Here is a 19,083-nt window from a genome sequence, read left to right as displayed (position 1 = left end):
CGCGTTGTTTGCCGAAGGCCGCCGTTTCCTTTTCTTTTCCATGCCCATCCCCGTGCCGGTGTTCTCCGAATGTCGAATGAAGACACCCGGGCGACGACATCCAAGTCCGTTTTAGGGTGGTATCGAGAGGAATTCAACTATCGTGATAAAAGTAAGTAAGCCGGTGGCCGCCGCTGCCGGGGCGGGAGTGATCGCGGCTGGAGGGCTGGTCGCCGCCGTCGCGCTGCGGCCGGCGCCATCCAGCGCGTCCAGCCACCGCGAGGCGCCGCTGATCGCGGGTGACCCACAGGCCGACAACACCGACCTGTACGCCTTCACCAGTCCTGACAGGCCCGACACGGTGTCGCTGGTGGCCAACTGGATTCCGTTCCAGGAACCGAACGGCGGACCGAACTTCTATCCGTTCGCCACCGGGGCGCGCTACAACATCAAGATCGACAATGACGGCGACGCCAAACCCGACATCGTCTACCGCTGGACGTTCCGGAACGAGGACCGGCGCGGCAACAAGACGTTCCTGTACAACAACGGACCAGTGACGTCGCTCGACGACCCCAATCTGCTGTTCCGCCAGCACTACACGCTGCAGCGGATCACTCGTAAGGGCACTCGCACGCTGGTCCGCGACGCTCTCGCCGCGCCCTCGCGGACGGGCGCGGCGTCAATGCCCGACTACGGGACGCTGCGCCGGCAGGCGACGCGGCAGCTCGCGGGCGGTGCCCGTACCTACGCCGGGCAGGCCGACGACTCCTTCTTCCTCGACCTGCGGGTCTTCGACCTGCTCTACGGCGGGAACCTCAAGGAACGGGGCAACGACACCCTGCGCGGCTACAACGTCAACACCATCGCGCTCCAAGTCCCCAAGAAGGACCTCGCGCTCAAGGGTGACCCGGGCCGCAACCCGGTCGTCGGGATCTGGTCGACCACCGACCGCCGCGGCGCGCCGGCGAGGCTCGGTCACCACCGCGCGGGCGGCTACCACCAGGTCTCGCGACTGGGCAACCCGCTGGTCAACGAGGTCGTCTCGTCAGCCGGGCTGAAGGACGCCTTCAACCGTCTCGCCCCGGACAAGGACCACACGGTCAAGCCGCTGGTGAAGCGGGTCCTGGAACCTGAGGTCCCCGTCCTGGTGGAGAAGATCTACGGCGTCAAGGCGCCGCCGACCCCGCGCCGGGACCTGTTCGAGATCTTCCTGACCGGCCTGGCCAAGAAGACCGGCGGGCCGCTCCAGGCCGACCTCAACTCCCAACTGCTCAACAAGGACGCCCGCGGTGCGCGGTTCACACCCGCCGAGATGCTGCGGCTGAACATGGCCGTCCCGGTCACCCGCGACCCGAACCGGCTCGGCGTTCTGGCCGGTGACCTGCAGGGCTTCCCGAACGGGCGGCGGCTGACCGACGACGTCGTCGACATCGAACTCCAGGCCCTGGAGGGCGCGGCCCAGACCGGGCGGCTCGTCCCGGCCCTGGCCGACGGCGACCGCGTCAATCGCAACGACACGCCGTTCGGCGGGACGTTCCCGTACGTGGCGCTGCCGCAAACCGCCGCGGTCAACCAGGCCGGCTGAGCAGACGGGGTGCAGGAGGCCGCCGCCTCCTGCACCCCTCATCCGAGAGGGAAACGTGCTGTCCACATCAAAGCTCAGACATGCGGCCTTCCTGCTGCTCCCGGCCACGGCGCTGGCCGTCGCCTCGATCGCGGTCGTGGGCGTCGTGCGCGGGCCAGCGCCCGCGCGCCGCGATCCCGGCCCCGCCGCATCCGCGCGGCCGGCGGACGCGGCGGCGGGCGCCATCGCGCGCTACCAGCGGACGCTCCGGGGCACACCCGGCGACTACGCGACATGGGCGGCGCTGGGCGCGGCCTACGTGCAGCAGGCCAGGATCACCGTCGACCCGGCGTACTACGCCAGGGCCGAAGGCGCGCTACGCCGGTCCCTGGCGCTGAACGCGGCCGGCAACCACCGAGCGATGATCGCCATGGCCGCGCTGGCCAACGCCCGCCACGAGTTCACCGACGCCGTCCGCTGGGGCCGGCGGGCCGAGCGGATCGACCCGGCCAGCCCCGAACTGTACGGCGTGCTCACCGACGCCTACACCCAGCTCGGCGACTACCCGGCCGCGACCGCCGCCGTGGCCCGCATGAACGATCTGGGCCCCGGCGTCGCGGCGTTCACCCGCGCTTCCTACGAACTTGAGACGCACGGCGACGACGCGGGCGCCCGCCGGGTGCTGACGCAGGCGGCCGAGGACGCCTACACCCCGTCGGACGTCGCGTACTGCCGCTACTACCTGGGTGAACTCGCCCTGCACTCCGGCGACCTGGAGGAGGCCGTCCGCCAGTACCAGGCGGCCCGCAGCGCCGATCCCACCTACGTCCCCGCCGCGCAGGGCATAGCCAAGACCCAGGCCCTGCGCGGAGACCTCGCGGGAGCGATCAACGGCTACCGTGACGTGGTGGGCCGCGTCCCGCAGCCGCAGTACATCGCCGAGTACATCGAGTTGCTCCGCGCGGCCGGTCGCACCGGCGAGGCCGCCGAACAGCATCGGCTGCTGCTCGCCCAACGCGGGCTGATGGCCGGCAACGGCGTCGTGGACGATCTGAGCGCGTCCGAGTACGCCGCCAGCGCAGGCGACGCGGCCGGGGCGCTGCGGCACGCCCGCGCGGAGTGGGCGCGCCGCCGGAGCGTCGTCGTGGCCGACGCCCTCGCCTGGGCGCTGCACCTCAGCGGCCGCGACCGGCGGGCACTGCGACACGCCGAGCAGGCGACCCGCCTTGGCTGGCGCAACGCACTGTTCTACAGCCACCGGGCCGAGATCCACGCAGCCCTCGGCGACCACAACGCAGCCCGCCGGGACCGCGCGACGGCCCGGCGCATCAATCCGCACCTCGACCTGAGATTCCCCGCGATCGGCAGAGCATCATGACCCGAGCCGACCCAGGCACCGCCCTGAACGGACACCCCCAGCCGACGTCTCGGCCGTGCGGCCGGACGTGCCGCCCGGCCGCACGGGCCGCAGCACGAACCGCGCCAGGCCGCGCCGGACTATCGGCCGCTCCGGCGTTGATCTTCGCCCTGATCGCGGTGATCTGTTGGGGACCTCCCCTCCCCGCCAACGCCGGCACCTTGTTGCCCCACCATCCGCTGGGCAACTTCACCGTCAACCACTACGACGGGCTGCGGCTGGAGACCGACCGCATCGAGGACACCGCGATCGTCGACTCCGCGGAAATCCCCACCCTCCAGGAGCGCGGCGCGGTCGACACCGACCGGGACGGGACGGTCAGCGCACCTGAGGCGGCCCGCTACGCCGAGCGGCAGTGCGCAGCCGCCGCCCGAGCCAAGCCGCTGACCGTAGGAAACAGGACGGTCGCCTGGCGGCCGACGGCCACCTCCTACACCCGCGTCCCCGGCTCGGCAGGACTGCCCACCAGTCGCCTGACCTGCACGCTCTCGGCGCCCGCCACCATAACGGCGGCCACACGGATCCACTTCAGCGACACCTTCCGCAACGACCGGATCGGCTGGCACGAGATCACCGCCACCGGCAAGGGGGTGCGGATCGACCGCTCGCCCGTCCCCGCGAGCAGCATCAGCGACCAACTGCGCCACTACCCCAGCGACCTGCTCACCTCGCCACTGGATGTCCGATCGGCAACCCTCGACGTCCGACCCGGCACCGGCTCGTCCTTCGCACGACTACCCGGGCTGCCCACAGCCGGGCCCTTCACCCGAACCCTCGGACACCTCACCACCTACTTCAACTCCCTGGTGGGAGCCCGGCACCTGTCCCTGAGCGTCGCCCTGCTCGCCGTTGCTCTCGCCGCCGTCATCGGCGCCGGACACGCCGCGCTCCCCGGCCACGGCAAGACGGTCATGGCCGCCTACATCGCCGGACGCCGGGGCAGGGCCCGCGACGCCATCATCCTCGGCGCCACCGTCACCCTCACCCACACCGGCGGCGTCCTGATCCTGGGCCTGCTGCTCTCGACCTCGGCAGCCCTGGCCGGAGAAACCATGCTCGCCTACCTCGGCATCGCCAGCGGCCTCCTGGTCGCCGCCATCGGGGTCGGTCTCCTCCGCTCAGCCTGGCGCGCACGCCACAACCGCCACCCCCACGGCCACGGGCACGGCCACGGGCACGGCCACGGGCATGGCCAAGCCCACGGGCATGGCCACGGGCGCTTCGGCAAAGCCGGACTGATCGGGTTGGGACTCTCCGGCGGCCTGGTACCCAGCCCGTCCGCGCTGGTGGTCCTACTGGGCGCGATCGCGCTCGGTCGGACGGTCTTCGGAGCCGGTCTCGTCCTCGCCTACGGAATCGGCATGGCCGCCACCCTCACCGCAGCGGGCCTCACCCTCATTCACCTGCAAAGCAGGCTGGGCCAGACCGCTCTCACCCGCAAGGCAAAGCGCTTGAGCCGCCTCGTTCCCTTCGCAACCGCCGCGCTGGTCATCGTGGTCGGCCTCGGGTTGACGATGCGCAGCTTCAACGGCTCGGTGTAGTCCGACACCCCCATGACCCCTATCAGAGTTCAAGTCGATGCGGAGGGTGATGGCGAGTGGTGATCGATGTGATCGTCCCGTGCCTCAGCCAGGCCGAAGCCCCGCCGTGTGGGCACTGTCGCGAATGCCCCGCAGCGGCGGAGGAGCTGACTGGTTTCGACCGCGCACCCTGCACCGAGCCACAGACCGACACCGAGACCTTCGCCGTACCTGATGCGAAGCCGACTCTCGGCGACCGGTCCGCCGCGGGGGGCCGCACTCTTGGAACCCGAGTCGCCGAGGGGACCGTCCGGGCATGATCGGCGAACTGTTCGAGGAGGAGCTGTATGACAGCGCACGGGTGGAGATCGAACACCTCGACGGCCGCCGCCGACCCCTGCCGGTGCAGGATTGGCTGGCGTCGCGCCCCGGCGACACCGGGCTGCTGGACCACTGCCAGGGCGCCACCTTGGACGTCGGGTCTGGCCCGGGACGGCTGACGGCGGCGCTGGCCCACCGCGGCACTCCAGTACTCGGCATCGACGCGGCACCGCGCGCGGTCGCACTGGCCATCGCGGCCGGCGCCCCGACCCTGTGTCGAGACGTGTTCGGCCGCGTGCCAGGCGCCGGGCGATGGCGGACGATCCTGCTCGCCGACGGCAACATCGGCATCGGCGGCGACCCCGACCCCGCAGCACTGCTGCGCCGCGTCCTGAGACTGCTGGGACCAGGCGGCCAGGTGTTGACGGAAGTCGACCCGCCCGGCACGAGCTCGCGAACCGAGTCGCTGCGGCTGCGTTCAGCCCGGGCGATCGGTGATTGGTTTCCCTGGGCTCATGTGTCCACCGATGGCGCCGACGCGCTGGCCGCCTCGTGCGATGCGGCCGTCACCGAGAGATGGGAGGAGGCGGACCGCTGGTTCGTCGCCCTGCGCGGCCGGCAACCAGCACCACATTTTCCAGGGAATGTGATGGAGGCGAATAGGACACCGCACGCCGAGAGCGTTATCAACGATGCTCACAATGAGGTTCCCCCAATTGATACCAGAAACTGGGTTGATGGACGTTCATCCGGCTCGGACCGGCGAGCCCTACAAGCTCCCACTCCTTGGGCGAATCGCCTCCGCGCGCCTTGACGTGAACTGTCTGGGCCGATCGTGTTCACGTTTTCCATGGTCATCAGGCGTGTTGGGCGACCAAGCGGAGAGGGCATCCCCGTTCGGGGAGCGTCGGGTTAACGGCGAATCCGATGATCAAGGAGACGTCAGGTGATCGACAGCATTGTTGAGGACGAATCCGCGGAGGAGTCGGTCCGGGCGCCGTAGCGTGCGGTTTCGGAGGAGCAGCTGATCGCGATGCTGGTGGACCGTGCTCGGACACAGGGACTGCAGTTGACTGGAGAGAACGGCCTGTTGCTGCCTTCCCGACATCGTCGCCACTCTGCCTGTCGGCATCCAAGCCCTCGTGACTGGGCGCCGGCCGGTGATGCAGGCCCGCCCGGAGATCCGCAGCGCTGAGGGGTCCAGGTTCGACGGGCTCGAAGGCGCTCATGGGGCGGCCTTCCTGTGCATCAGGTACAGGAAGAACGGGCCGCCGACCAGGGCGGTGAGGCTCCCGACTGGAATTTCCCCGGGGCTGGTGAGGGTCCGGGCGTCCAGGTCGGCGATGATGAGCAAGGCCCTGCCGAGCAGCGCCACGGCGGGCAGGGCCCGCCGGTGGTCGGCGCCGACCAGGAGGCGGACGAAGTGGGGCATGATCGGGCCGATGGAGCCGCTGACCGCGACGACCGTGCCGATCATCAGGGCGACCAGCACGAACACGGCCGCGCGGAAGCGGTGCACGTCCAGGCCGAGGGAGGCGTCGGCCTCCTCCCCGGCCAGCAGAAGGTCGAGCGGGCGGGACAGGCCGAGCAGGACCGCGGTGCCGGCCAGTGAGGCGGTCGCCGGGATCCACGGGACGGCAGGTGGTACCGGCCAGCCCGCCGCGCGGGTCGTCGGAGGCGATGACCAGGTAGCCGGCGACCGCCGACAGCACCTCGGCCGTCGCGACACCCGCCAGCACCAGCCGCACGGTCGTCATACGTCCGCCCGAGCGGGCTAGGAAATACACCAGGACCAGCGCGAGCAGGGCGCCTCCGAAGGCGGCCAGCGGCAGCGAGAACATGCCGAACCAGGCCACGTGCAGCACCACGACCAAGACCGCCGCGACCGTGGCGCCCGACGACACCCCGAGCAGCATCGGGTCGGCGAGCGGGTTGCGCACCAGCGCCTGCAACGCCATACCGCACACCGACAGGCCCGCACCGACCACCCCGGCACAGCCGGACCCGGGGGAGCCGGACGTCCAGCACGATCGTCTCGCGGACCGGCGTCCAGGGCGGGGCGACCAGGGCGGGGTGGAGCCGGTGCAGGAGGATGCCCCAGATCTGGTCGGGTGGCAGCCGCACCGACCCGGCCGCGATGCCCGCTGTCGCCGCCGCCAGCACCAGCGCCCCGAGCAGGGCGCGCGTAGGGGATTTGGAGTCGGCGGCGGTGGTCGTCGGGTCGTTCACCATCCCCAGCCGGACGGGGCGCGCTCCAGCGGCTCGCCCGGCGGCCGAGGGCTGCACGACGATGACGTTGGCGCGCGCTCACACGTTCAGGCATCGCGACACCCGCACCGCGCCGGCCTCGCACAGCCGCGCCGGCTGGTCGTCATGGTCGACGCCGGTCACCTCGGGACGTCCGCAGCAGCACTCCCGGCACACGGTCACTCGGCACGGTGCCGGGAGCGATGAACCATGGGCATGCAGCTCCTCCTCTCCGGGGAGCTCCGACCCAGTTGTCTTGAGGAGGCGACCGCGTGAGTCTCCTGGCTCTCCGGTCAACGCTCGTCCCGGCCTTCCCACCCGCCTTCACAGGCAGTGGTGTCGTTCGGGATCCGCTCGCCGATCACAGTGGCGGGACCGCGCCGGGTCGGCACCGGCTTTGGCGACATCGTGCCCGACTGGTCTCTCCGTATTGCCTGCGGTCTCGGCGGACTGGCCGGCGGGTGGCTGGGCGCACGCCTGCAGCCCCGACTCCCTGAAACCGCGTTGCGGGCTTGGCCTGGGGCTCCTGGCCACCGCGTCATCTCGTCGCCTGACACACAGGCTGGGCGCTTCAACCGCGCGTGCTCCACGGATGGTTACACAGAGCATCAGGTGCCGGCACCCTCGTCGGCGCGAGTCTGGGAACCGCCTTCGCGGCGGTGCTGCCAGTGGGGCTATCGCCACCGCTCGTCCGATACCCGCGCGTTGGGCACCACGGCCGTGACCACCAGCACGCCGAACAGCGCGAGACCGACGCCGACCCACTCGCCTGTCGAGACGACATCGTCGGCGAGCGCGGTCCCAAGGGCCGCGGCCCCGGCGACCACACCCGCGACGATCGCCTTCGCGTAGCTTCCGATATGCATCGCGACCCTCCTCAGGCCACACGGACGGCCCTGCCGCCCTCGTCCTCGAACTGGCGACGCCTGCCGCCGCCGCGTGCGCCGCGACACGGCGCACGCGGTGTGAAGAGCCCGCGCGGTGATCCGCTCCGGTCGGGGCTCTTGCGGATCAGTGGACTCGGAGCAGGACGCTCCAGGTGACGGGGCCGATGATCCCGTCGCTCTCGACCTTCGCCCACTTCTGGACGGCGCGGACGGCCTTGTCCATGGTGACGTCGAAGTCGCGGTCCATGCTGGTCCCGATCTCGGGATGGCTGCGGGCGAGCAGCAGGCCGCGCGCGGTCTGCACCGCCTCGTTCGAGCCCTTCGCGCCCTTGGAGATCGTGGGCAGGTCCTTCACCGAGTCCTCCATCCAGCCGGTTCCGTACGTGGGCCGTCCATAGCCGGCGATGACGCCGGCCGCGCGGACGCGGCGCTTCACCGCGTCGCCGGTGTTGGCCTCGATCGTCTGGAGCCGTCCGTCGCCCAGGACCTTCTCCACGACGCCGACATGGTCGACCGACCCGCCGCGGTTGCTTCCGCCCCAGTCGAAGAACACGATGTCGCCGGGCCTGGCCCGGTCGACCGCGGAGGCGGTGCCGGCGTGCCAGCGGCCGATCTTCTTGAAGTCGTCGACATGCCAGACGGTGTAGGCGCGGTCTCCGCCCGGAAGCACCGCCGAGGCGTTGCCGGAGTGCCGGGCCCAGTAGGTGATGGCCATGTCGCACCAGGACGCGCGCAGGAACTCTTCTCCGTTCCGGGACGCGTACTCTCGCGTGATCGGGTTCGGGCGTCCCGACATCCCCAGCGACTCGCGCGCCGCTACGATCATCCTCGCGGCGCTCATACTGAACCCTCCCTCCCTGTCCCGTCCTCTCCACGGAAGATCCCGGCGGCGTCGGGCTCGCCGTACAGCCCGCGCAGGACCTGCTCCTCGTCGGTTTCGGTTGCTCGGTGCACGCCGGGGTCTACGTCCACTTCGTTCATGTGGTCGGCTTCAGCCATCGCACTCCTTCACCTGAACAGCGACCATTGCGCGCCTGTCGAGGCGCCTGATATCTGCTAGCTCTGGAAAGGGGGCCAGCGTTGATCGCGCTGGCCTGTCGCCTCTCGTGTCCACGCCCGTATCATCCGGGCGACGAATGCATCCAGAAGGTGCCGGCCGGCTTCAGGTGATTCCGCCAGGCGGGTGACGGACGCAGGGACTCAGCGACGGTCCTGGGCGATGGTCCACCGTCCGACCGTCGCCCGGGGCGCGGGCCGGTCGCCGGGATTGCCGCTGGCGGGGAAGGCCGCGACCGAGACGTACACGTGCTGGCCCTTGCGGAGCCCCTTGGGCATCGCGGCGGTCGCGAACTGGTCGCCGCCGGTCGCCTTGGCGTCGGCGCGGACTTCGGTCCACGACCCGGCGGACTTTCCGTCCGTCCAGTCGTGGACCTCGAACTGCAGTTGGTACTCGTCGCCCTCGCTGAGGCCCTCGATGCGGACGACGGTGTCGATGTCCGCCCAGGTCGAGGCGGGGGCCACGTAGCCGGGATAGCCGTCGGGATGGTCCTTGTCGGGCACGGAATGAGCCTTGGCCGGGTCGGCGTGGGTGATGTCCCAGTTGAGGCGGGTGAACCGCCCCCATTCGAGGTTCTGGGGCCTGGATTTGCCGTAACTACTGCGGATGGGCACTTCGACCTCCTGGAAATCGCTGAGGGCCAGCACCTTCAGTTCTGCGAGTGAGCCGCGGAAGGCGTTGACATCACAGCGGCCCGGCACGCCCGGTACCGCGCCGCTGGACGAGTACTGCAGGATCGAGATGGGCTCTCCGCCGAACTGCACCCACCACGAGGAGGAAACCTTCCTGTAGAGAGCGGCCGGTGTGCCGGAGCCGGAGACGTACCGCGACTGCCAGATCGTGTCGAAGAACCCGAGGTCGGGACGGCCATGGGCCTCCCAGTACCAGCGCGGGAAGTAGCCGATGACGGGCTGGCCGCCGGTGCGGTCCTTGAACTCGGCCACCCACTCCCTGGCCGTGGAAACGTTCGCGCCGGACGCCTCGACGTCGAGCGCGACGGCGAACCGGGAGAGCTCTCCAGCCTTGGCCAGGAAGTAGCGGGCCTGCGCGGCGCCGTTCCCTCCGTGCAGGAAGTGATAAGCCCCCGGCACGAACCCCGCCCCGAGGGCCAGCATTCCTGACCGATTGTGTCCCCAGGTGGGGTTGGTGTAGTCGGTGTTCTCGGTGACCTTGGAAAACCCGAAGCGGATCCCCGAGCGGTGTACCGCGGCCCAGTTGGGATTGCCCTGATAACTGGCCACGTCGATTCCGTAAAGCAAAACGTCCCCCTTCTGGTGGTCGAGGTCACCCTGAGATAAGACGAGTTCGGCTTCGAGGGGCCAGGTCAGCCGCGCGATCATGAATCGAACTCGGTCCTACTGCCGCAGCAGGTCCGCGACGTGCTCTTGATCGACCCGATCCGTGTGGGCCGTCTCCAGGTGTCGGCATCGAGATGCGCCCGGCGGGGGCGAACCGGCAAGCGGAAGCGCACCTCGCATGCCGTCCGCGGTCCGCCGCCGATGTCAGGTAGGAGACCTGGGCCTTCGGCCAGGCCACCCCTCGCGTGCCGGTTCTGCCGTAACCGGTTTCCGGGGCCGCCCATGGGGGTGCCCTTTGAACGGGGCGAACCTTACGGCCGGCCCCCATAGGCTGGGGTCGCTACCAACGTGGGAATAACCGTTCGCGCCGAGGACGTCTACGAGCCCGTCGCCCAGCCAGGTCTCGGCATAGTGACCGCCAACCTGGGGCGAGATGCCGGACCAGGTGATGAGGATTTGGATCGTGTGCAGGCGAGATCGCGATGATCGATGGCTTCCCGCTCCAGCAACCGGTCCGCTTTTCCGCATGCACCCCGGTGTTGCAGGCCGCCCTGGACGCGGGCATGTTCGCGGCGGCGGGCTGCTGGGAACGGCGGATGGTCTGCGGCCCGTACGCCGCATCCTTCGCGTCGGAGTCGGAACCGGACAGATGCCGGGGGCGCGCCCCCCTCAAGATCGCGTTCCGGTCTCTCGTCATGGGTTCCCGCTTCGCTTGCAAGCACCGTAACTGGGTATTCCTCGTAATCCTTGCAACGATTCTTGCAGTCGCCGCCGCGGCAAAATAGCAATAAGGCGGATAGTAGATCGATTTCGCAAGTAATAACAATGTAACGGTAAAATATGAATATGTCGTAGCAGGTTTCGAAGGGAGTGAAGTCGGCGCGTTGAACCTGGAGGTGTAGCCGAGGAGTCTGGTGAGGCAGAATCAGGTCAATCCAGGCATATAGGTGTTTATAGGCGAAATATAATATAATTGAACGTGGTGGAAGTCCTCGCGGCCGGGAGTTCGTAGGGGAGTCTCTAGCCTCGGGCGAGCTGGACGCAGATGCGATGTGCCTGTCGCAAGGAGCCTGCGACCTCAGGCCGGGGAGCCGACGTGGAATTCCCGGGATTGTTTCCGGGCCTGAGAAGGCTCCGAGGTATGGCCGGCGCCGGGAGGATGAGGCGCATTCGAGAAGGATGCGGTGACGCAGGAGGTGGAAGCCTGCTCGGTGTGCATCTGCCTTTGATCAGCTTGGCTCTGGCGTTGATGCCCGCCTCCGTGAACTCACAGGGACGCCGGTTCGTCGGAGCCGCTCAGGGAAGCTCCGAGCACTGGCGCCCATGGTGCTCACCGGCACCGAGCCGGTGAACCAGACTCTCGTGGCTTTCCGGGCGGAGGGTTGCGTGCTGGCCGGCGCGGGCGACGGCAGAGCACGCTTGATCGGACGCACACCGGCACGCCACTAACGCCGCAAGAAGCGTTCGGCCGGGAAGGACGAGGCTTGCCGGCCTCGCACGCCGACCGACCCGTCACGTGGGCACCGCGACGATCGCGGCTGTCCTGGCCGCCTGCAGCTCGGAGATCTACCCGACGCGGATCCGCTCGCGCGAGTCGGGGCTGTCGGCGGGCGTCGGCAGAATCGGGCGGCGTCGTGGTCACGATCGTGCTGGTGGCGGGCGCGACGGTGCCGTCGATCAACACGACCGCGCTGCTCGGGGCGGTTCCGCTGCTGCTCGCGGTGCTGGTCGTCGCGGTGCTCGGCGTGGACACCGGGCGGACCGCCGGCGCCGCCGAGGACGCGACCGTCCAGCCCGCCGGCGCCTGACTGCCCGGCCGCGAGTTCGGCCGGGGCCCGCGGTCACCCGCGCAGGCCGATATGTCCTCCTGCGAAGCCGGCCCGCCGGACAGTGGATCGCCGATCCTCACAGGTAGCGGAGCCAGAGGTACGGCACCGACAACGCCACGGTGACGATGGTGACGATCAGGCCGTACTTGGTGAACTGCCAGAAGCTGATCGGGGTGCCGTTGCGGGCGGCGATGCCGAGGACGACGACGTTGGCGCTGGCGCCGATGGCGGTGGCATTGCCGCCGAGGTCGGCGCCGAGGGCGAGGGCCCACCACAGGACGGTGCCGTCTCCGGCGGGTTGCTGCTGGACGAGGTCGGAGACGATCGGGCTCATGGTGGCGACGTAGGGGATGTTGTCCACGATGGCCGACAGGATGGCCGAGGCCCACAGCAGGAGCATGGTCGCGAATCCGAGGCGCCCGTCGGTGGCGTCGGCGGCGGCGCGGGAGATGTCGCCGATGACGCCGGTCTCGACCAGGCCGCCGACCATGACGAACAGGCCCGCGAAGAAGACGAGCGTCAGCCACTCGACTTCTTCCAGGGCCTGCTCGGTGGTGACCTTGGTGGCGGCCACCAGCAGTCCGGCGCCGAGCAACGCCACCACGGACGGTTCGTAGTGCAGTACCGGGTGCAGCACGAACGCGACGATCACCAGCCCGAGCACGGTGAGGCTCTGCCAGAGCAGCCGCCGGTCGGTGATGGCCTCTTTCTCCTGAAGGGCCATGACTTCGGCGGCGCGGTCTTCGTCGTAGACGAACGCGCTGCGGAACAGCCAGCGGCACAGCAGGCAGAAGACCACCATCAGCCCGACGATGAGCGGGGCCAGGTTGACCAGGAAGTCGTTGAACGACAGGTCACCGCGGCTGGCGATGATGATGTTGGGCGGGTCGCCGACCAGGGTGGCGGCACCGCCGATGTTGGAGGCCATCACCTCGGCGATCAGGTACGGGACGACCTGCAGGGCGAGTCGTTCGCAGACCAGGAACGTGACCGGGGCGATCAGGAGCACGGTGGTGACGTTGTCCAGCAGTGCCGAGGCGAGCGCGGTGATGACGGTGAGCATCACCATCAGCCGGTAGGGCTTGCCGCGGGCGCGTTTGGCGGCCCAGATCGCCACGAACTCGAACACCCCGGTCTGCCGCAGCACCGAGACGATCACCATCATGCCCAGCAGCAGGAAGATGACGTTCCAGTCGACGCCCGACTCGGTGGAGAAGAACGCCTTCTGCGCATCGGTGATGTGGAACAGCAGCATCAGCCCCGCGCCGCCCAGGGCGACGGCGGTGCGGTGGATCTTCTCTGATGCGATCAGGACGTAGGCGACGACGAAGATGACGATGGCGGCGATTGCCAAGAAAGCTCCTGGTCATTGCGGACGGTCGCGGGAATGATCTTCGGATCGCGATGGCGGGGAGGTGTCGTCCTGCGCCTTGCCGGCGGCTCCGGAACGCCGGATGCGGGTGCGGGTGCGCTCGAACCAGGCCGGTACTTCGTGTTCGTCGTCGAAGCCGCGGGCGACGACGATGTCGGTGGAGGAGTGCGCGAGGATCGACAGGGTGATGGTGACGCCGACCAGGTGGAAGATCTTCTCGCCGGCCGGGATGCCGGATTCCAGGACGAGCAGCCCGTAGACGACCGAGGCGAAGCCCTTCGGGCCGAACCACATCACCGCTGCCTGCTCGCGCGCGGTCAGCCCGGAGCGCAGGAACGACACCCAGATCGCCACCGGCCGGGCGACCACCAGTGCGAGGACGGCGAAGGCCCAGCCCGTCCAGCCGACGTCGCCGAGGAACGCGGGGGACAGAAGCGCACCGAAGACCAGCAGGGCGGCGAGCTTGAGGAGTTCGGCGATCAGTTCGCCGAACTCCTCGAACGCCTCCCGGTGCCGGTGCCCGACGGTCGCGACGGTGACCCCGGCGGCGAAGGCCGCCAGGAAGAGGTTGCCGTGCGTGGCCTGCGCGGTGGCGAGCACCAGCAGCCCGATCGCGACGGCGTTCAGCGGCTCGTACTTGGGCGAGATCGCGAACCACCGGGTGCGGACCAGCATGATCGCCGCCCAGGGGATCGCCACGCCGATGGCCAGGCCGCCGGCCAGTTCGGCGCCGAGCTCGCCCAGGTGCAGGTTCTCCTCGCCCTGGGCGATCGCCAGGAACAGCACCACGAACGGCAGGACGAGCCCGTCGTTGACGCCCGACTCGACGTTGAGCAGGTGCCGCAGCCGGGGCGGAACCTTGTCGTTGCCGACGAGCGCGGCGGCGAACACGGGGTCGGTGGGGGTGAGGATGGCCGCGATCAGCAGCGACTGCACCCATCCCAGACCGACGACGTAGTGCGCGAGCACGGCGGTGACCAGCAGGGTCAGCGGCAGGCCCCAGCCCAGCGCGCGTCCGGGCAACCGCCAGGCACTGCGCAGGTCCTGCCAGCCCGCGTGCATGCCGTCGGTGAACAGGACCGCGAACAGCGCCAGCTCCGCCAGCTCGGACACCAGCGTGTCACCGGGCCGCAGAGTGATCACTCCGGTGACGCCGTCACCGAGGAGGAACCCTCCAACCAGGAACAGCGCCGCCGTCGACAGCACGGTGCGGTGCGCGAGGCTGGACACCAGGACCGCCAGCAGCAGCATGGCGGAGAAGGCGAGCAGAAGGTTGGTCATACCGGAGCTCTTTCGGGAATGGCGGACGAAGTGCCGACCAGACTTCCCGGCTCACCGGCCACGACCCTAACGGATCTAGCGCGCTCTCCGCTCGACCCCTGCGTGGGCCCCTCGCATCTGTGCCGTCGGTTACGTTGGGGCGATGCGCGCACGAGACCTCGCCGTCCAGTACCCGACCGTCGCACCGGACAGCTCCGCGTTGGACGCGGCCCGGCTGGTGGCCGAGCACCGGCTCGCGGGCCTCATCGTCGTCGACTCCGACCGCCGCCCCATAGCTGTGATCCCGGGATCACAGCTACTGCGGTACATCATCCCGCCGCACGTCCGCGACGACCCCGCCCTGGCCCGCGTCTACGACGAGCAACACGCCGACCGACTGTGCGCCAAGCTCGCTGGGAAGACCGTCGCCGACCTCCTCGCGGAGGAGCGGACGGCGCTGCCCGCCGTCGACGCCAACGCCACCGCCATGGAGATCGCCAGCGTCATGGCGGCCAGTCGCAGCCCCGTCGTCGCGGTCAGCGGCGCACCCGACCGCACCGACGCCCCGATGATCGGTGTCATCACCGTCGCGCAGCTCCTCGACCGGCTCCTGCCCGGAGCGACCGCGGTCTAGAAGCCCGCTGCCGGACGCCCTTGGCCGGACCAGGATCAGCCGAGGTCACGACGTGTGAACCGCCAGGCTCCAGCGATGATGAGGACGGCCGCGGCCGCGGCAAGGATCGCGGTGTCAGCGATCTCGAGGCCGTTCTTCAGTGGTTCGCCGCCGATGTAGTACTGGTACGGGGTCAGATTGCGGAGCCAGGTGGCGCCGATCTGCGGGGCGAAGCCGTGGAGGGCGTAGGCGGCGACGCCGACCCCGGCGGTGATGCCGAAGACGGTGGGGCGGCTCTTGCGTGTGGCGGCGCCGAGACCGGTGGCGAGTGCCCCGAACACGGTGGAGAGCAGGGCCAGGTTGATCGCCTGGGCGGTGAAGTGGCCGAGGCTGATGGCGTCCAGCTCGGCACTGGAGCGGATGGCCGCCATCGCGGCCAGGACCACGGCGGCGATGACGGCGGCGCCGGTGGCCAGGGCGGCGAAGCGGTGCAGCAGCAGGCGGACGCGGCCGACGGGGTGGGCCAGCAGGAGGTCCAGGTAGCCGGACTCCTCGTCGGCTGAGACCGTCCGGGCTCCGGTGGCGGCACCGTAGAAGGTGGCCAAGAGGGGGAGGAGGAGGCCGAACACGGCGCCCTGGAGATAGCCGGCGGCGCTGGAGACGTCGTCGAGGCCGAAGCCCCGCATGGATTCGGGGACGCTCGCCACGGAGTCGGCGGAGATCTGCGGGTAGAAGCTGCCGTACATCATCGCCAGCAGTCCGGTGGCGGCGGCCCAGGCGGTGAAGACGCGGCGGTTGTCGTACAGGGTCTTGGTGAAGATCGACCCGCTGAAGGCGCGGGCCAGGCCGGAAATGCCGGGGACGGGGGTGGTCATGGTGCCGCCCTTTCGGGGACGCGGTGGCGGGGGGATGGGTCAGGCGGCGCTGGGGGCGCCGGTGTAGTAGGCGTGGAAGAGCTCTTCCAGGTCTTGGGTGTCGGCGCGCAGGGCGGTGACGGTGTGCCGGGCGGCGGCCTTGACCAGTGCGTCGGGGGAGCCGTCGACGCGGCAGCTGAGCGCGGAGCCGTCGACGGCCACCTGGGTGACGCCGGGCAGGTCGGCGAAGTCCTCCGCTCGGACCGGGGTGGCAAAGGTGATCCGCACGGTAAGGAAGGAGCGGGCGCGCAGTTCGGCGACGGTGTCCAGGGCGACCAGCTCGCCGTCGCGGATGATGGCGACGCGGTCGGCGACCGCCTCGACCTCGCTCATGATGTGGCTGGACATGAACACCGTCTGCCCGTCGGCTCGCGCCTCGGCCACCATGTCCAGGAACGTCTGCTGCACCAGGGGGTCCAGGCCGGAGGTCGGCTCGTCCAGGACGAGGAGCTCGGGCTGGTGCATGAACGCCTGGACCAGGCCGACCTTCTGCCGGTTGCCCTTGGACAGGGTCTTGATCCGGGCGGACAGGTCCAGCTCCAGCCGATCGGCCAGCGCCGCGATCCGATGAGGGGAGACGCCGCCGCGCAGGTTGCCCAGGAATGCCAGGCACTCGCCGGCCTTCTGCCGGCCGTCCACGACGAAGTCGCCGGCCAGGTAACCGATGCGGCGGTGCAGCTCGACCGCGTCGGCGCGCGGATCCAGGCCCAGCACTCGGGCGGCGCCCAAGGTGGGCCGGATCAGGTCCAGCAGCAGCCGGATGGTGGTGGACTTCCCGGCTCCGTTGGGGCCCAGATAGCCGAACACCTCCCCGGCCTGTACCTGGAGGGTGAGGCCGCGCAGGCCGCGGCGGTTGCCGTAGGTCTTGGTGAGCTCGGTGAGCTCGATCGCCGTGTTCACGAAGGAGAAGCTATCAGAACTTTCAGAGAATTTTGAAAACTCGAAGCTGTTAGGATTCGACCTCAAGAGATCAGAGAGGGGACGAGGTTGGCGGACACCACGGAAGCGGCTGAGCACCTGGCGCTGGTGCTGGCCCAGGGCGGTCTGCAGAAGGCGACCGCGCGGGTCCTGGCGGCATTCATGTTCGCCGACCAGGACAGCATCACCGCACCCGAGCTGGCCGAGCGGCTGGGCATCAGCTCCGGCGCCGTGTCCGGTGCGATCAAGATGCTGTCCACCGTCGGACTCATCGAACGCGTCCCGGCGCCGGGCAGCCGACGCGAGCACTACCGGGTGCGCGAGGGCGCCTGGGCCACCCTGATGTCGTCCCAGAACGGCTTGGTCCAGGCGATGTTCGAGGCCGCCGACCGGGGCATCGCCGCCGCCGGGGACGGCAGTCACGCGGCTCGGCGGCTGCAGGAGATGCGTGACTTCTACGGCTTCATGTTCCGCGAGATGCCCGCTTTGATCGAACGGTGGCGCGCGGAACGCGGCACCTGACGGCTCCCCCAGGACGGGGCTGCGACTACAGCGTGGCTGATTTCCTGGCGCCGCCCTGCGAGGCCGTAGGGCACGGACGACCGGCCCCAGACCAACGAGCGGGAGCGGCCTGTGGAACGAGCGACGACGGTGATCGACCTTCCGTCGGGGCCGGTGGAGTACCGGCTGGAGGAGCGCGGCCCGCGTGTGGTGCTGATGCTGCACGGCGGGCACATGCGCGCTGGGCTGCCGTTGGGCGAGGAGACGTTCGCGGACGCCGGCTGCACCGTGTTGGCCGTCTCCCGCCCAGGCTACGGGCGCACCCCTCTGGCCACCGGCGCCGCACCCGATCAGTTCGCCGCTGTGATCGGCGACCTGTGCCGCAGGCTCGGCATCGACTCCCTGACCGCTGTCGTCGGACAATCGGCAGGCGGCCCCACCGCGGTCACGCTGGCGGCCTGCCGCCCCGACCTGGTCGAACGCCTCATCCTGGAAAGCGCGGTCGGGCTGCTGCCCTGGCCCGACCGCCGCACCCGGGTGGGCGCGAGCATCATCTTTCACCCCCGGGCCGAACCGGTCACCTGGGCGCTGGTTCACTCATTGATGCGCCACGCTCCCGGCCTGGGCCTGAGACTGCTGCTGCCCGACCTGACCCGCCGTCCGATCACTGAACTGGTCGCCGCTCTCACCACCGCGCAGCGTGCCGTGTTGCTGGACCTGTTCGGTCGGATGCGTTCAGGCGCCGGATTCGCCAACGACATCCGCACCATGACCGCACCGCACCATCTCGACGCCCTGGCCGCGCATGCCGCCAGGCTGCGCCAGCCCACCCTCGTGATCGCCTCCCGGGACGACGGGGCGGTCGCTTACGCCCACGCCCAGTCCCTGGCCGGCGCCATCCCCGACGCCCGCCTGATCCCCAGTACCGCGCCCAGCCACATGATCTGGCTCGGGGACGACTACCCCGCCGTCACTGCCGCCATCACCGCCTTCCTGCCCAGCTGACTCGTCGGCTTGGCCCCCAGTCGATCGTGCGGAGCGGGTGGGGGGCCCAGCGGGTTTCTCAGAGTCGCCCGGCGAACCGTTCGGCCTTGGCGATGGGCCCGGCGACGAGGATGACGTCGCCGTACTGCAGGACGGTGTCAGCGGTCGCGTAGGTGAAGTGCTCGCCGACCGACTTCACGCACAGCACGGTCACGCCGTGTTTGGAGCGCAGGCGGGTCTCACCCGGCGGGACACCGACGAGGTCGCGGTGCGGGTGAGTCTTGACCAGCGCGAAGTCCTCGTCGACTTCGATGTAGTCGAGCATGCCGCCGATGTCGGCGCGGGTGCTCGTCACGATGATGGCCGGTGAGAAGGACATGAAGGCGGGCGCCGCCGAGC

General features: G+C 69.8%; 20 protein-coding genes, 1 pseudogene and 1 riboswitch. Of the genes and pseudogenes, 9 read left to right on the top strand and 12 right to left on the bottom strand.

What is annotated here, in order from left to right; all coding sequences use genetic code 11:
- Positions 1-142 precede the first annotated feature (142 nt).
- The 4 genes from BJY14_RS03755 to BJY14_RS03740 all read left to right on the top strand — a co-directional run bounded on the left by BJY14_RS03755 (position 143) and on the right by BJY14_RS03740 (position 5,618).
- Entirely contained in the window at positions 143-1,567 is a 1,425-nt protein-coding gene (locus tag BJY14_RS03755) for a DUF4331 domain-containing protein (protein WP_179842311.1), read from the top strand.
- Positions 1,568-1,622: 55 nt separating this feature from the next.
- Positions 1,623-2,924, top strand: coding sequence for a tetratricopeptide repeat protein (locus tag BJY14_RS03750; protein WP_179842310.1), 1,302 nt, complete (start codon positions 1,623-1,625; stop codon positions 2,922-2,924).
- A 137-nt stretch (positions 2,925-3,061) separates the two neighbouring features.
- Positions 3,062-4,504 carry a sulfite exporter TauE/SafE family protein gene (locus BJY14_RS03745; RefSeq protein ID WP_218905065.1) on the top strand — a complete coding sequence of 481 codons (1,443 nt, stop codon included), beginning with the start codon at positions 3,062-3,064 and terminating at the stop codon, positions 4,502-4,504.
- A gap of 295 nt (positions 4,505-4,799) precedes the next feature.
- On the top strand, positions 4,800-5,618 hold the full coding sequence (locus tag BJY14_RS03740; RefSeq protein ID WP_179842309.1) for a class I SAM-dependent methyltransferase: 819 nt from the start codon (positions 4,800-4,802) through the stop codon (positions 5,616-5,618).
- Positions 5,619-6,029: 411 nt separating this feature from the next.
- On the opposite strand, the gene BJY14_RS46350 is transcribed toward BJY14_RS03740, so the two are convergent.
- The 7 genes and pseudogenes from BJY14_RS46350 to BJY14_RS03710 form a co-directional block, all read right to left on the bottom strand.
- Complete coding sequence (locus BJY14_RS46350) at positions 6,030-6,533, bottom strand: FecCD family ABC transporter permease (protein ID WP_312878956.1); 504 nt, start codon at positions 6,531-6,533, stop codon at positions 6,030-6,032.
- A gap of 1 nt (position 6,534) precedes the next feature.
- Positions 6,535-6,762: pseudogene (locus BJY14_RS46345) on the bottom strand (iron chelate uptake ABC transporter family permease subunit); the annotation flags it as partial.
- 349 nt (positions 6,763-7,111) lie between these two features.
- Positions 7,112-7,234 carry a hypothetical protein gene (locus tag BJY14_RS47095; RefSeq protein ID WP_312878955.1) on the bottom strand — a complete coding sequence of 41 codons (123 nt, stop codon included), beginning with the start codon at positions 7,232-7,234 and terminating at the stop codon, positions 7,112-7,114.
- 94 nt (positions 7,235-7,328) lie between these two features.
- Positions 7,329-7,449: riboswitch (cobalamin riboswitch) on the bottom strand.
- A 276-nt stretch (positions 7,450-7,725) separates the two neighbouring features.
- Positions 7,726-7,917 (bottom strand): hypothetical protein, encoded by a 192-nt coding sequence (locus tag BJY14_RS03725; protein ID WP_179842308.1) that lies wholly within the window; start codon positions 7,915-7,917, stop codon positions 7,726-7,728.
- Between the two features lie 145 nt (positions 7,918-8,062).
- Positions 8,063-8,779, bottom strand: a complete 717-nt coding sequence (locus tag BJY14_RS03720) for a CHAP domain-containing protein (RefSeq protein ID WP_179842307.1) — start codon at positions 8,777-8,779, stop codon at positions 8,063-8,065.
- Positions 8,776-8,937, bottom strand: a complete 162-nt coding sequence (locus tag BJY14_RS03715; RefSeq protein ID WP_179842306.1) for a hypothetical protein — start codon at positions 8,935-8,937, stop codon at positions 8,776-8,778. Before BJY14_RS03715 ends, BJY14_RS03720 begins: the two co-directional genes overlap by 4 nt.
- 201 nt (positions 8,938-9,138) lie before the next feature.
- On the bottom strand, positions 9,139-10,335 hold the full coding sequence (locus tag BJY14_RS03710; protein ID WP_179842305.1) for a glycoside hydrolase family 25 protein: 1,197 nt from the start codon (positions 10,333-10,335) through the stop codon (positions 9,139-9,141).
- Between the two features lie 440 nt (positions 10,336-10,775).
- Between BJY14_RS03710 and BJY14_RS44315 the strand changes: the two genes are divergently transcribed.
- Together BJY14_RS44315 and BJY14_RS03705 are read left to right on the top strand one after the other, a co-directional pair.
- A complete protein-coding gene (locus BJY14_RS44315; RefSeq protein WP_218905062.1) occupies positions 10,776-11,078 on the top strand; it encodes a hypothetical protein in 303 nt (100 codons plus the stop codon).
- Positions 11,079-11,927: 849 nt separating this feature from the next.
- Positions 11,928-12,101 carry a hypothetical protein gene (locus BJY14_RS03705; protein ID WP_179842304.1) on the top strand — a complete coding sequence of 58 codons (174 nt, stop codon included), beginning with the start codon at positions 11,928-11,930 and terminating at the stop codon, positions 12,099-12,101.
- Between the two features lie 97 nt (positions 12,102-12,198).
- On the opposite strand, the gene BJY14_RS03700 is transcribed toward BJY14_RS03705, so the two are convergent.
- Positions 12,199-13,476 (bottom strand): ArsB/NhaD family transporter, encoded by a 1,278-nt coding sequence (locus tag BJY14_RS03700; RefSeq protein WP_179842303.1) that lies wholly within the window; start codon positions 13,474-13,476, stop codon positions 12,199-12,201.
- Positions 13,477-13,488: 12 nt separating this feature from the next.
- The gene (locus BJY14_RS03695; RefSeq protein WP_179842302.1) at positions 13,489-14,775 is read right to left on the bottom strand and encodes a cation:proton antiporter; all 1,287 of its coding nucleotides are present in this window, start codon (positions 14,773-14,775) and stop codon (positions 13,489-13,491) included.
- 142 nt (positions 14,776-14,917) lie between these two features.
- Here BJY14_RS03695 and BJY14_RS03690 point away from each other — a divergent pair, with 142 nt between their 5' ends.
- On the top strand, positions 14,918-15,388 hold the full coding sequence (locus BJY14_RS03690) for a CBS domain-containing protein (RefSeq protein ID WP_179842301.1): 471 nt from the start codon (positions 14,918-14,920) through the stop codon (positions 15,386-15,388).
- A gap of 35 nt (positions 15,389-15,423) precedes the next feature.
- Here BJY14_RS03690 and BJY14_RS03685 read toward each other — a convergent pair whose 3' ends face one another.
- Together BJY14_RS03685 and BJY14_RS46340 are read right to left on the bottom strand one after the other, a co-directional pair.
- Positions 15,424-16,242 (bottom strand): efflux permease Rv1217c-related protein, encoded by an 819-nt coding sequence (locus BJY14_RS03685; protein ID WP_179842300.1) that lies wholly within the window; start codon positions 16,240-16,242, stop codon positions 15,424-15,426.
- Between the two features lie 39 nt (positions 16,243-16,281).
- Positions 16,282-17,181, bottom strand: coding sequence for an ABC transporter ATP-binding protein (locus BJY14_RS46340; RefSeq protein ID WP_179842299.1), 900 nt, complete (start codon positions 17,179-17,181; stop codon positions 16,282-16,284).
- 87 nt (positions 17,182-17,268) lie between these two features.
- On the opposite strand from BJY14_RS46340, the gene BJY14_RS03675 reads away from it, so the two are divergent.
- Together BJY14_RS03675 and BJY14_RS03670 are read left to right on the top strand one after the other, a co-directional pair.
- On the top strand, positions 17,269-17,721 hold the full coding sequence (locus BJY14_RS03675; RefSeq protein WP_179842298.1) for a GbsR/MarR family transcriptional regulator: 453 nt from the start codon (positions 17,269-17,271) through the stop codon (positions 17,719-17,721).
- Between the two features lie 111 nt (positions 17,722-17,832).
- The gene (locus tag BJY14_RS03670; RefSeq protein ID WP_312878953.1) at positions 17,833-18,705 is read left to right on the top strand and encodes an alpha/beta fold hydrolase; all 873 of its coding nucleotides are present in this window, start codon (positions 17,833-17,835) and stop codon (positions 18,703-18,705) included.
- Between the two features lie 58 nt (positions 18,706-18,763).
- Here BJY14_RS03670 and BJY14_RS03665 read toward each other — a convergent pair whose 3' ends face one another.
- Positions 18,764-19,063 carry a TrkA C-terminal domain-containing protein gene (locus BJY14_RS03665; protein ID WP_246395786.1) on the bottom strand — a complete coding sequence of 100 codons (300 nt, stop codon included), beginning with the start codon at positions 19,061-19,063 and terminating at the stop codon, positions 18,764-18,766.
- Between the last annotated feature and the right edge of the window lie 20 nt (positions 19,064-19,083).

Source organism: Actinomadura luteofluorescens (genome assembly GCF_013409365.1).
Classification (GTDB): domain Bacteria; phylum Actinomycetota; class Actinomycetes; order Streptosporangiales; family Streptosporangiaceae; genus Spirillospora; species Spirillospora luteofluorescens.
The sequence above is the reverse complement of the archived record's forward strand: the minus strand, read 5'-3'. Positions and strand labels throughout refer to the sequence as shown.